The sequence below is a fragment of the Actinomycetospora sp. CA-053990 genome, assembly GCF_050948445.1.
GTDB lineage: Bacteria > Actinomycetota > Actinomycetes > Mycobacteriales > Pseudonocardiaceae > Actinomycetospora > Actinomycetospora callitridis.
On record NZ_CP192043.1, the window covers coordinates 3,947,926 to 3,959,976 of the forward strand.

Here is a 12,051-nt window from a genome sequence, read left to right on the forward strand (position 1 = left end):
CCGATCCCCCACTTCGTCGAAGGAAACGTGATGGCCGCCACCTTCCTCAGCGGTGTTGCAGCGGTGTTGCACCGTGGCTGAGCGCACCGTCTCGGCCGTCTGGGAGGAGGGCCTGCGCTGCTCGGTGGACGCCGGCGGCTTCCCCCTCACGGTCGACGAGCCCACCTCCGTCGCCGGCGGCACCGGTCGCGGACCGCAGCCCACGGAGCTCCTCCTGGCCTCGGTCTCCTCGTGCTTCACGCTGGCCGTGGCCCACAGCGCCGCCAAGCGCGACATCGACCTGCGCGGCCTGCGCGTCGACGCGACCGGCACCTACGACGGACCGCGCTTCGTGGCGATCCGGATCACCGTGCACGCGGACGCGCCGCAGGGCGAGGAGCTCACCCGGTTGATCACCGCGGCGGAGCGGGTCTGCTACGTCACCAACACCCTGCGGCTCGCCCCCGAGATCGAGATCCGGAGCGCCTGAGCGCTCACGCCCGCTCCCGGTACGCCGCCAGCGCCGCCTCCAGGACCGCGCGGACCGGCCACCCGAGGGCCGCCGCGGCGGCCTCGGCCTCGGCCAGTTCGGGGGTGGCGAGGGGCAGGGGCGTCCCGCGATCCCCAGGGTCGTCGGGGTCCTCCGCGACCTTCACCGTCACCACCCGGGTCGCGCCCGCCGGACCGACCTCGACCGGCACCGACCGGCGGCGCGCGGTCGCCCGCTCCCAGCGCGACCAGCGGACGCCGAAGGTGCTCGTGTGCCGGAACACCGCCTGGACGACGGCCTCGCGGGCCGCCTCGGGGCACAGCACCGAGAGCACCTGGCCGGGACGGCCGTGCCGGCCGATCACGGGCGTCGTCCAGCAGTCCCAGGCGCCCGCCGCCCGGGCGGCGGTGAGCACCGAGGGCCACAGACGCGGGTCAAGGTCGTCGACCGTGGCCTCGACGACCACGACCTCGTCGCGTCCCCGGTGCCCGGCGTCGGCGGCGGCCTGCCCCAGCACGACGCGGGTGAGGTTGGGACGGTCGGCGGGGTCGCGGCGCCCGCCGCCGACGCCGACGGCCGTGACCCGCATGTCGGGCAGGGCCCCGGGGGTGGCGAGGGCGGCGACGAGCGCCGCCCCGGTCGGGGTGGTGCGCTCGCCCTCCAGCGCGCCGCCGGTCAGCTCGAGCCCGGCGTCCGCGGCGAGGCGCAGCACCGCGGGTCCGGGCACCGGGAGCGGGCCGTGGGCGCTGCGCACCGTCCCGTGGCCGACCGCGAGCGGCGAGCACCACGTGGCGGCACCGTCGTCGAGCAGGCCGAGCGCGTCCGCCGCGGCGGCGACACCGACGACGTCGGCGAGGGCGTCGAAGGCGCCGACCTCGTGGAAGTGCACCTCGCCCGGCGCGAGTCCGTGGACCGCGCCCTCGGCCCCGGCCAGCAGCCCGAAGACCTCCCCGGCCAGCCGTCGCGCGGGCGGGCGCAGGCGGGCCGTGTCGAGGAGCTGCAGGACGTCGGCGAGGCGGCGTGCGCGGTCCGGGACGGCCGGGGCGCCGACGACGACCCGGGCGCACGCGAACCCGCCGCGGCGCTCCCGGACCACGTCGACCGACAGGCCCGGGATGCCCAGCGAGGCGACCGCGTCGCGGACCGCGTCGAGGTCGGCCCCCGCGTCGAGCAGGGCGCCCAGGAGCATGTCGCCGGCGACGCCCGACGACGCGTCGACGAAGGCGACGACCTCAGCCACGGCGCAGGATCTTCGCCGCGTGGGCCGCCGCACCGAAGCCGTTGTCGATGTTGACGACGACGAGCCCGGGGCTGCAGGCGGCGAGCATCGTCGCGAGCGCGGCCCGGCCACCGGCCGCGACGCCGTAGCCCACGCTCGTCGGTACCCCGATCACCGGCGCCGCGACCAGGCCCGCGACCACGCCGGGAAGGGCACCGTCCATCCCGGCGACGGCGACGACGACGTCGGCACGGCCGATGTCCTCGACCCGCGACAGCAGACGGTGCAGGCCGGCGACGCCCACGTCGGCCACGAGACGGGCGCCCACGCCGAGGGCCGCGAGGGTCGCCGTGGCCTCGCGCGCGACGGGCACGTCGGTGGTGCCGGCGGTGAGCACGACGACGTCGCCGACGGGGAGCGGGAGGGCCCCGACCGTCACGGTGCGCCCGACCCGGTCGACGGTCGCGTCGTCGAAGGTGTCCTGCGCCCGGTCGAGCACCTCGTCGGGGCACCGCGTCGCCAGCGCCGGGCCGTCGGGGTCGAGACGGCGGAGCTCGGCGAGCAGCGCGAGCGTGCGCTCGGGCGGCTTGCCCTGCGCGAACACCACCTCGGGGACGCCGGTACGCGCCCGGCGCCCGCCGTCGGGGAGCGCGTCGTGGGGCTCGCTCACGCCGGCGTGATCTCCAGGTTCAGCGACCCCGACCGGAACGGGTGGGGGTCGATCTCGACCTCGCGGTAGCCCGCCGCGCGCACGGCGGCCTCCACCGCGGCCCGCTCCCCCGGCTGGTCGACGCGCCCCAGCTCGTCGCCCGCGATCTGCACCCGGCCCAGGTCGCCGTGGTGGCGCACCCGCAGGACCGCGTAGCCCCGCGCGTGCAGCGCGGCCTCCGCCCGGTCGATCTGCGCGAGGACCGGCGCGGAGACCGGCGTGCCGTACGGGATCCGCGACGCGAGGCAGGGCGACGCCGGCTTGGCGGCGCTGGGGAGGCCCAGGAGCTCGGCCAGCGCCCGGATCTGCGCCTTCCCCAGCCCGGCCTCGATCAGCGGGTGGCGGACGCCGTGCTCGGCCGCCGCCGTGAGCCCCGGCCGCCAGTCGCCCAGGTCGTCGGCGTTCGCGCCGGAGAGCACGACCCGGTCGCCGGCGAGGGTCGTCAGCCGGTCGTAGAGGTCGGTCTTGCAGTGGTAGCAGCGGTCCCGGCCGTTGCGCCGGTAGCCCTCGCGGTCGAGCTCGGTGCTGCTGACGACGCGGTGCGCCACCCCGATCGCGGCCGCGACGGCCGACGCCGCCTCGATCTCCCCGGTCGCCAGCGCGGGCGACACGGCCGTCACGGCGAGCGCCCGCTCCCCCAGCACCCGGGCCGCGACGGCGGCGACCACCGACGAGTCGACCCCGCCCGAGAACGCGACGACCGCCCCGGGGAGGCCGGCCAGCAGCCCCTCCAGCGCCGCGAGGTCGTCCGCCGGGGACGGCGCGGGGAAAGCCATGCCCGCAGCATGGACGCTGCCGCGGCCGCCGTTCAAGATTCGTGCATGACGACGGCGTCCCTCACCGGCCGGGGCATGACCCTCAGCGACATCCTGGCCCGCTGGGCGCGGGTGAGGCCGGAGGCGGAGTTCCTCGTCGACGCCACCACCGGCGAGAGGCGTACCTACGCCCGCTCCGACGACCGGATCACCCGGCTGGCCACCACGCTGGTCGGCGAGGGCGTCGCGCCCGGCGACCGCGTCGCGGTGCTGGGTCTCAACGGCGTCGACCTGCTCGAGTCCTACATCGCCGTGCTGCGCGCGGGCGCGATCTGCGTGCCGGTCAACTTCCGGCTCGCCGCCCAGGAGGTCGCGTACGCCCTGGTCGACTCCGGCGCGGTGGTGGCCGTGGCCGACACGGCGACCGCGGACCTGATGGCCGCGGCCCGCGACGGGGCGCCCGCCGTCCGTCGGACGATCACCATCGGCGGCGACCTCGAGGACGTCCTCGCCGCCGCCGACCCGACCTACCGCGAGCTCGCCGTCCCCGACGACGCCACCGCGTTCATCATGTACACCTCCGGCACCACCGGGGCGCCCAAGGGCGCGATGCTGACCCACCGCAACCTGTTCCTGCACGCGTTCTCGTCGACCATGCACCTCGGCGGCCCCGGCGGGCCGAGCGTCTGGCTCTCCGGGACGCCGCTGTTCCACATCGCGGGCGTCGCCGGCTTCCTGCCGTCGCTCTTCGCGGGCGGGACCACCGTCATCCCGCCGTCGGGCGGGTTCGACCCCGAGGAGGCGCTCGCGGTCCTGGAGCGCGAGCGGGTCACGTCGTGCTTCTTCGTGCCCGCGCAGTGGGCGGCGATCTGCGAGCGGGTGGGCGCGCGGGAGCGGGACCTCTCGGCGCTGCGCAAGTGCGGGTGGGGCGCGGCCCCGGCCTCGACCGACCTGCTGCGCACACTGAGCGCGAGCTTCCCGGACGCCGAGATCGTGAGCTCGTTCGGCCAGACCGAGTGCAGCCCCGTCACCACCACCCTGCGCGGGCAGGACGCGGTGCGGAAAATCGGCTCGGTCGGGACACCGATGATCAACGTCGAGGTCCGGGTGGTGGACGACGACATGAACGACGTCGCCCCGGGCGAGGTCGGCGAGATCGTCTACCGCGGGCCCCTGGTGATGAGCGGCTACTGGAACAAGCCCGCCGAGACCGCCGAGGCGTTCCGGGGCGGGTGGTTCCACTCGGGCGACCTCGTCCGGCAGGACCCGGAGGGCTACTACTACGTCGTCGACCGCAAGAAGGACATGATCATCTCGGGCGGCGAGAACATCTACTGCGCCGAGGTCGAGAACGTCCTCGCCGCGCACCCCCAGGTCGCCGACGTCGCCCTCATAGGGGTCGCCGACGAGCGGTGGGGCGAGACCCCGCTCGCGGTGGTCGTCCCGGCCGACCCCGCTGATCCCCCGACGCTCGCCGGGCTCGAGGAGCACTGCCTCGCCCACCTCGCCCGGTACAAGCGCCCGCGCCGCCTCGCGGTGGTCGACGCCCTCCCCCGCAACGCCACGGGCAAGGTGCAGAAGACGGTGCTGCGGGAGCGGGCCGAGGCGCTCGCCGGCGAGCCGACGTCGTAGCCCGCCCCGGTCAGTTCCCTCCGAGGGAGAAGGCTGCCGAACCCGCCTGCGCCTCGTCCTCGGTCAGGTTCATCTTCCCGCGATGCGAGACCTCCACCTGGTAGAAGCGCTCGCCGGTCGGCACATCCGGAACCGAGAAGGAGAACGCGCACCCCGCCGAGTAGGAGCCGCGACCAGCGCCCAGCTCTCCGACGGCGACGATGGCGCCGCTGCTGTCGTAGACGTTCACCGCCGTACCCGGGCCGATGTCGCTGTAGCCGCCGTTGCCCTGGCAGCTTCCGTCGCCGCTGAGGTAGTAGGCCGAAGAGCTGTAGCTCGAGGAGCCGTAGCTCGAGTAGCTGCTGCCGTAGCTCGAGGACTGCAGGAGCGTCATGGAGCCCTTCAGATCGAACGAGCCTCCGCCGACGAGGCCTGCCGTTCCGGCCCAGATCGCACCCAGGACGAGGAGCCCGGCGACGAAGCCGGCGGCGAGCGGGCGCCGGTCGCGCCTCACGGCGTTCGCGAACCGCACACGTCGATTGAGAGGAGACGCGACGACGGACGCAGCAGACGTCGTCGCATGGGCGGAGTTCTCGGTCGGCTCCGTACCCGGAAGCGGCTCTGCGTTCGTCGTCATGTCATCTCCCGAGGTCGTGGTCGGACAGTCATCGCAGGAAGCCACGGCCTCGTTACTACTCACAGTCGTCATCGCTGGTCTCATTGAGCGCCATCGTGGGCGAACGGCGTAACGCACCGTCGCTGTCCGTCGAAGGTCATGTCGTCGACGAAGGGACAGTCAGGTGTCACTCACCCAAGAACCGCCGCGCGCTAGCGACGTCTCTGACGTCGGCTCCAGCCCGAGAACACCCCGCCGAGGCAACCGGCTCCCGTGGATCGTGTGCGGGCTGGTTTGCCTGGTGGTCGCCCTGGCTGCCGCCCTCGTCGTCGTGATCGACGAGCGCTCCCCGGCGCCCGTGGCCGCATCGAGTCCCACCGGATCGGCGTACGCACCGAGCAGCTCCGGCACCGGTGGGTACAGCTCCGGCTCCCCCTCTGCTGCGCCCTCCACCTCCGCCGGAGACGCCCGAGCCTGCGGCGCACTCAACCAGTACGGACGGGCCTTCTACGTCGAGACCTACCGACCCGTGATGCTCCGCGGCAGGGGCGGCTACGTCACGATGGACTTCGACCCGATCCGCCTCGCGGCACAGCTCGGCGTCCTGGACATCAAGCTCGACTCGGCGACACTTGCGGACGCGAGCCAACCGGTACGCAATGCCTTGCAGGACGCCGCCGACGACGCGGGTTCGTTGGCTCAGGCCTATGCGAACGTGCGCGTCTACGGTGGTCGGGCCCCGGAGCTCACGCCCATCATCACGTCGTTCACCGAAGCACTGACGTCGTGCACCTCCGCCGGCTACCAGCCCAGCTACTTCAACATCTCAGAGATCGCCGGACGCTGACGGCACTCCCGAGAGATCAATGTGGCGAGGTCGGGCCGGCTCGTGTGCCGGACGCGTCCCCGCCGCATCCCCGGGCCGCCGCTTCCCCACCTCCAGCTCGATCTCTCCATCTCGATCTCCCGACAGTGCGACCAGCGTCCGTCAGGCCGGCTCGGTCGAGTCGCTCCCCACCCGCGCCCGGGCGACCAGGTCGTCCAGGAGCCGGTAGACGTTCCGGCGACAGCACCCGCCCCCGCACCCGCGGGCCGGGACGATTGCGGCCACGAGGATGCCGACGTCGAGGTCGACGACCCGCACCGCCGACGGCAGGGGTCGGGCCGTCTCGGGGTCCGCGTCGAACACCCCGACGGCCGCCACCCCGGCCTCGGGGTGGAGACAGACACGCACGATCAGCATTCGCCGGCATCCCGGTGGACGGAGGAGCGCGCGCGGACCGCCGCTACGGGAGGACCCGTGGCGGCGGCCAGACGCTCGTGGACGGTCAGCGTTCGTAGACGGCCGTGATGGTCGCCCGAGCCAGGGTGTGGCTGAACAGGTTGAACCCCAGGTAGGCCGGGCTGGCGCCCCGCGGGATGCCCAGCGTCGGCACGTCGACCGCGTGGACGACGAAGTAGTAGTGGTGCACCCCGTGGCCCTCGGGCGGTGCGGCCCCGAGGTACTGGTGGATGCCGGCGTCGTTCGGGAGCACGATCGCCCCCTGCGGTAGCCGGGACCCGTCCGGGTCGCCCGCGCCCGCGACGAGCGAGGTGACGTCGGCCGGGATGTCGGCGACGGCCCAGTGCCAGAAGCCGCTGGCGGTGGGCGCGTCGGGGTCGTAGCAGGTGACCGCGAAGCTGCGCGTGGCCGTGGGGAAGCCCTGCCAGGCGAGCTGCGGGGACCGGTCCTGCCCGCCGGGAACGCCCATGATCCCGCTGGTGTGCGGCGGGGCCAGGGGTGTGCCGTCGGCGACGTCGGTGCTGGTCAGCGTGAAGGTGGCGACCTGCGGGAGGAAGTCGTAGGGGTTGGGCGGGGCCACGGGTGGTGCGGCGGTGGACATGCGTGTCTCCGTCGAGGGTCGCTGGTCAGAGGGTCTTGTGGAGCTCGGTGGCGATGTACTCCGCCTGGCGCGTCGCGAGCGCGACGATCGTCAGGGTCGGGTTCGCCGCCGCGCCGGTGGTGAAGACGCTGCCGTCGGAGATGAACAGGTTCGGCACGTCGTGGGCCCGCCCGAAGCGGTCGACGACGCCGTCGCGGGGCCGCTGGCTCATGCGGCAGGTCCCGAGGTTGTGCGTCGACGGGTAGGGCGGCGTCTCGATCGTCTTCTGCGCGCCGACGGCGCTGTAGACCGCGGCGCCCTGGCGCTGCCCGTGACGGCGCATGGCGACGTCGTTGGGGTGGTCGTCGAAGTGGACGTTGGCCACCGGCAGCCCGTGCTGATCGACGGTCCCGCCGGACAGCGAGACGCGGTTGTCCGCGCGGGGCATGTCCTCGCCGATGATCCACATGCCGGCGGTGTTGCGGTAGCCGTCGAGCAGCTCGGTGACCGGCGCGCCCCAGCGTCCCGGCGCGATGAACTTCGCGAGGAAGGCCGGCCCGAGGGAGATCGTCTCCATGTAGTAGCCGCCGACGAAGCCGCGGTCGGTGTCGAGGCGCGACTCGTCGGCGATCACCCCGGCCATCGTCTCGCCCCGCCACATCTTCACCGGCTTGTCGAACTGTCCCCAGACGGTGCCGGTGGTGTGGCGCATGTAGTTCCGGCCGACCTGCCCCGAGGAGTTCGCGAGTCCGTCCGGGTGCTGGGCCGACCCCGAGAGCAGCAGCAGGCGGGGCGTCTCGATGGAGTTGCCGGCGACGCAGACGACGGCGGCCCGCTGGCGGCGCAGTGTCCCGTTGCGGTCGACGTAGAGCACCCCGGTGGCCCGGCCCGAGGCGTCGTGCTCGATCTGCGCGACGTGGCTGTCGGGACGCAGGTCGAGGTTGCCCGTCTTCTCGGCCTTCGGCAGCTCGGCGACCAGCGTCGACCACTTCGAGCCGTTCTTGTCGCCCTGGAAATTGAAGCCGTCCTGGATGCTGGCGGGGCGGCCGTCGTACGGCTCGGCGTTGGTCGCGTAGGGCCCGGTCGAGTAGTACCGGTAGCCGAGCTTCTCGGCCCCGTTGGCGAAGACCTTGTAGTTGTTGTTCGCGGGCAGCGGCGGGCGGCCGTGGCGATGGGTGACCCCCATCTTGATCTCGGCCTTGTCGTAGTAGGGCTCGAGCTCCGAGAGCGCGATCGGCCAGTCGAGCAGGCTCGCGCCGTCCAGATCGCCGTAGGTGGAGCGCGCGGCGAACTCGTGGGCCTTGAAGCGGGGGCACGCGCCGGCCCAGTGGGTGGTGGTGCCGCCGACGGCCTTGACCAGCCACGCGGGCAGACCGGGGAAGTCGGTGGCCACCTGCCAGCTGCCCGACGTGGTGCGCGGGTCGCTCCAGGCCATCTGCCCGAACGCGGGCCACTCGTCCTGGTGGTAGTCCTCGCCGGTGAGGTGCGGCCCGGCCTCCAGGACGACGGTCTTGAACCCCCGCTGGCAGAGCTCGTTGGCCACCGTGCCGCCGCCGGCCCCGGAGCCGACCACCACCACGACGTCGGAGTCGTCGTACTCGAAGCGCGTCATGCCGTCATCTCCTCCTCGTGCTCGATGCGGGGGTCGGGGAGCCAGTCGAGGTCGTCGAAGCCCCGGTGGAGGTAGCCCCCCAAGGCGTACGACGGGCCCTCGTAACCCAGCAGCTCCCACACCTCGGGGTCGCTGTAGAGGGTCACGACCACGCTGTCGACGATCGCGGTCAGGAAGGGCGTGCCGTCCGCCCCGCGCAGCACCGCGGCCGCGACGTCGGCGTCGAGCTCGGCGAACGGGACGTCACGCTGGGCGTCGAGATCGGTGAGCCCCTGCATCAGCTGCGCGAGGAACCGGGGGTCCGTGCCCGCCTGGTCGATCACCGCGTCGGCCGCGCGTTCGTAGGGGCCGCGGGGGAACGTGCGGTGCGGGAATGCCGCGTACACCACGTTCACCAGGGTCTGGCGATGCTGGGCGGTCAACAATGTACTTCCCATTCGCGCACCTCTCTGGGGATTCCGGTCTTCCTGGGACATGAGGGCAGGACAGTTCGCCCGGCGTCCCGTTCTCGTGGGACGTCGGTGGGGGGACGTGCGTGCTACTGGTCCGCTCCCGCGGGGGCCCGGATGCCGTATTTCGCGATGCGCCGGTAAATGGTGGAACGGCTCATGCCGAGCGATTCAGCAGCGCTCGCGGCGGTGGCCCCCGGATCGGAGAGGGCGCGGACGATCTCGTCGCGCTCGAGGGCCTCCATGCGGGTGAGCCTGTGGTGGGCGCCGGTGAAGACCTCGGGTGGGAGATCGCGCACCGAGATGAGGTCGGTGCGCGCCACGGCCTGCCGGACGACCTCGCGCAGCTGCGTGACGTTGCCCGGCCAGTGGTAGGTCGCGAGGACGTGCTGGGCGTCGGCCGCGAAGCGGACCGTGCGTCCGCGGGCCTCGCGCGCGAACCAGGACGCCAGCGGGACGACGTCGCCGGGACGGTGCCGCAGCGCCGGGAGCTCGACCACCGTGCCGACCGCCGCCCGCAGCCCGTCGGGCACCTCCGCGAGGTCGTGGGCGGTGACCGACAGCCCGGGGACACCCTCGAGCCCCGCCACGAGGTCGGCCAGGTCGGTGGCCGCCCAGGCCGGGAGCTGGTCGACGCCGGAGACGATGACGCTGGTCCCGGGCTTGCCGAGCTCCGGCGACCAGAGCGCCAGCCACGACGCCACGCCCTCGGGCTCCGGCGGACGGGCGTGCAGTACGCGCCGGCCGCGGTGGGTGCGCGCGTGCGCCCCGCCCAGCAGCGCGCCCTTGCCGACGCCGGGCTCCCCCACGACCGCCACGCCCTCGCCCGCGCGCAGCGCCGCGCGGACGACGTCCATCGCCGCGCACCACTCGACGCCCAGGTCCTCCAGGCACGGCGCGCTGTCGTCGTCGACCGCCGTGCGCACCCGCACCACCCGGCCCCGGGTCGCCGGGCGCGTCTCCCGGCCGCGACCGCGCGCGAGCATCAGCGCCTCGGTGGTGCGGGCCGCGGTCTGCGCCAGCGCGAGCAGCAGGTGGTACGACTGCTGCGACCAGGTCGTGAGGTTGACGGCGCCGACCATCGCGCCGGTGATCGGGTCGACCACCGGCACCGCGGCGCACGTGTAGCCCCAGAGGCTCGTGGAGTAGTGCTGGTCGGCGCGGACCAGCGTCGGGACGCGGTCCGCGAGCGCCAGCCCGAGGCCGGTGGTGCCGGTCTTGCGCTCCGAGAAGTCGAAGCCGGGCGCCAGGCGCACGTCGTCGAGGGCCTGCAGCAGGAACCGGTCGCTGCACACCCGGTTGAGCACGAGGCCGTCGGGATCGGTGAGCATGAGGCTCACCGGTTCGTCGGCGAGCGTCTGGTGCAGTTCCGTGAGGACCTGGTGGCCCGATTCGTAGAACAGGGAACGGTCGTCGACGTCTCCGACGAACGCCGGATTCACGGCGTCGAGCGGCACCGCGTAATCGGCACTGCGTTTCCACGACGAGACGAGCCGGCGCGGGAGCACCGCGGGATCGCGATCACGCGACAGCGCGAGCTGCTCGCGTTCACACAGATCCGCCCGGTGCATCTCGACTCCCTCACGCATCGTCGCGCCCCGCTCGCCATCGACTGTGGCAGAAACGACAACGGAGGGAAGGGGCTCCGAGTGTCAACCTGAGACGGCCCGCCGCGGTGCGGGAGACGTCGGCAGACCTCGGCGGCATGAGGTGAGGCTAACCTCACATCACGCCGCCGGGGTACCCCTGTGTCTCAGGACGACGTCGCGGCCTCCAGGAACCGCTCCAGCTCGCGGCGGGTGTCGGAGCCACAGGGCTGGAAGACCACCTCGGTGACACCCCGCTCGCCGAGCTCGTCGAGACGGCGCCTGACCTCGTCGCCGGTCCCGGTGATCGTCGCGTCGCGCAGCATGGAGTGGCCGCCCGCGGCCCAGGCCGCCTCGTCGGCCTCGTTGAGCTCCACGCAGTGGCCGGAGTGGACCGCGAGGTGCTGTTCGCCCTCGGGGGCCGACTCCACGACGTCCATCCACGCGTCGCCGCCGGGGAGCCCGCGCACGGCGTCGGGACCGCCGAACTCGTAGGCGCCGTGGTAGGCCAGCGCCCACCCCGGACCGGCGGCCTCCCGAGCGTGCGCGGAATCTGCACCCTCCGACTCGTCGAGCACCGTGCCCCACATCAGGTAGGGCACCCACGAGTACTCGCCGAGGAAGTCGGGCACCTGCAGCGTCGCGTAGAGGCCGTCGCCGAGCTCGCGCGCGACCGCGTTGCCCTTGGGTCCGAGTGCGCCGACGAGGATCGGGACCTCCACCGGTCGCGCCGGCGCGTGGCCGTCCGGGTGCAGCATCTGCATCCGGGTGCCCTCCCACTCGACGACCTCGCCGCGCAGCAGGTCGCGGTAGGCGCGGATGTAGGCGTCCATGAACTTCCAGGTGATCGCCCCGTAGCCCATCGCGCGGCGTCCGGTGAAGCCGGTGCCGAACGCGACCGCGACGCGGCCGGGCGCGAGGTCGACCAGCGTGGCCGTGGCCGCGGCGTTGACCATCGGGTGGCGCAGGCTCGGGATGAGGACGCCCGGGCCGATCCCGATCCGCTCGGTGCGCTCGGCGGCCAGCGCGAGCGTCATCCAGACGTCGGGGCTCTGCTGGGGCGTGTCGTAGACCCAGGCGCGGGCGTAGCCCAGGGACTCGGCGAGGGCGATGTCGTCGGGTGAGCTCAGGGCGGTCGGGAAGGCGCAGGACACGTCCATGGG

13 protein-coding genes are annotated in these 12,051 nt (G+C 73.6%); 3 read left to right on the forward strand and 10 right to left on the reverse strand.

What is annotated here, in order from left to right; translation table 11 throughout:
- Positions 1-73 precede the first annotated feature (73 nt).
- Positions 74-469, forward strand: a complete 396-nt coding sequence (locus ACQPYN_RS20320) for an OsmC family protein (RefSeq protein ID WP_433026745.1) — start codon at positions 74-76, stop codon at positions 467-469.
- A 4-nt stretch (positions 470-473) separates the two neighbouring features.
- On the opposite strand, the gene larC is transcribed toward ACQPYN_RS20320, so the two are convergent.
- The 3 genes from larC to larE are packed head-to-tail and all read right to left on the reverse strand — an operon-like array spanning position 474 to position 3,173.
- Positions 474-1,709 (reverse strand): nickel pincer cofactor biosynthesis protein LarC, encoded by a 1,236-nt coding sequence (gene larC, locus ACQPYN_RS20325; RefSeq protein ID WP_433026748.1) that lies wholly within the window; start codon positions 1,707-1,709, stop codon positions 474-476.
- Positions 1,702-2,358 carry a nickel pincer cofactor biosynthesis protein LarB gene (larB, locus tag ACQPYN_RS20330; RefSeq protein ID WP_433026751.1) on the reverse strand — a complete coding sequence of 219 codons (657 nt, stop codon included), beginning with the start codon at positions 2,356-2,358 and terminating at the stop codon, positions 1,702-1,704. The genes larC and larB overlap by 8 nt, the downstream gene beginning before the upstream one ends.
- On the reverse strand, positions 2,355-3,173 hold the full coding sequence (gene larE / locus ACQPYN_RS20335; RefSeq protein WP_433026754.1) for an ATP-dependent sacrificial sulfur transferase LarE: 819 nt from the start codon (positions 3,171-3,173) through the stop codon (positions 2,355-2,357). Before larE ends, larB begins: the two co-directional genes overlap by 4 nt.
- A 45-nt stretch (positions 3,174-3,218) precedes the next feature.
- Between larE and ACQPYN_RS20340 the strand changes: the two genes are divergently transcribed.
- Complete coding sequence (locus ACQPYN_RS20340) at positions 3,219-4,784, forward strand: long-chain-fatty-acid--CoA ligase (RefSeq protein ID WP_433026757.1); 1,566 nt, start codon at positions 3,219-3,221, stop codon at positions 4,782-4,784.
- A gap of 10 nt (positions 4,785-4,794) precedes the next feature.
- On the opposite strand, the gene ACQPYN_RS20345 is transcribed toward ACQPYN_RS20340, so the two are convergent.
- The gene (locus tag ACQPYN_RS20345) at positions 4,795-5,400 is read right to left on the reverse strand and encodes a hypothetical protein (RefSeq protein WP_433026760.1); all 606 of its coding nucleotides are present in this window, start codon (positions 5,398-5,400) and stop codon (positions 4,795-4,797) included.
- Between the two features lie 280 nt (positions 5,401-5,680).
- Between ACQPYN_RS20345 and ACQPYN_RS20350 the strand changes: the two genes are divergently transcribed.
- A complete protein-coding gene (locus ACQPYN_RS20350) occupies positions 5,681-6,226 on the forward strand; it encodes a hypothetical protein (protein WP_433026763.1) in 546 nt (181 codons plus the stop codon).
- Positions 6,227-6,367: 141 nt separating this feature from the next.
- Here ACQPYN_RS20350 and ACQPYN_RS20355 read toward each other — a convergent pair whose 3' ends face one another.
- From ACQPYN_RS20355 to ACQPYN_RS20380, 6 genes are all read right to left on the reverse strand, one after another.
- The gene (locus ACQPYN_RS20355; protein WP_433026766.1) at positions 6,368-6,622 is read right to left on the reverse strand and encodes a hypothetical protein; all 255 of its coding nucleotides are present in this window, start codon (positions 6,620-6,622) and stop codon (positions 6,368-6,370) included.
- Between the two features lie 85 nt (positions 6,623-6,707).
- A complete protein-coding gene (locus ACQPYN_RS20360; RefSeq protein WP_433026769.1) occupies positions 6,708-7,262 on the reverse strand; it encodes a YbhB/YbcL family Raf kinase inhibitor-like protein in 555 nt (184 codons plus the stop codon).
- 25 nt (positions 7,263-7,287) lie between these two features.
- Positions 7,288-8,853 (reverse strand): GMC family oxidoreductase, encoded by a 1,566-nt coding sequence (locus ACQPYN_RS20365; protein WP_433026772.1) that lies wholly within the window; start codon positions 8,851-8,853, stop codon positions 7,288-7,290.
- Positions 8,850-9,242 (reverse strand): hypothetical protein, encoded by a 393-nt coding sequence (locus ACQPYN_RS20370; protein WP_433026775.1) that lies wholly within the window; start codon positions 9,240-9,242, stop codon positions 8,850-8,852. The genes ACQPYN_RS20365 and ACQPYN_RS20370 overlap by 4 nt, the downstream gene beginning before the upstream one ends.
- 149 nt (positions 9,243-9,391) lie before the next feature.
- The gene (locus ACQPYN_RS20375; protein WP_433026778.1) at positions 9,392-10,873 is read right to left on the reverse strand and encodes a GAF domain-containing protein; all 1,482 of its coding nucleotides are present in this window, start codon (positions 10,871-10,873) and stop codon (positions 9,392-9,394) included.
- A 182-nt stretch (positions 10,874-11,055) separates the two neighbouring features.
- Positions 11,056-12,048, reverse strand: a complete 993-nt coding sequence (locus ACQPYN_RS20380; RefSeq protein ID WP_433026781.1) for an LLM class flavin-dependent oxidoreductase — start codon at positions 12,046-12,048, stop codon at positions 11,056-11,058.
- Between the last annotated feature and the right edge of the window lie 3 nt (positions 12,049-12,051).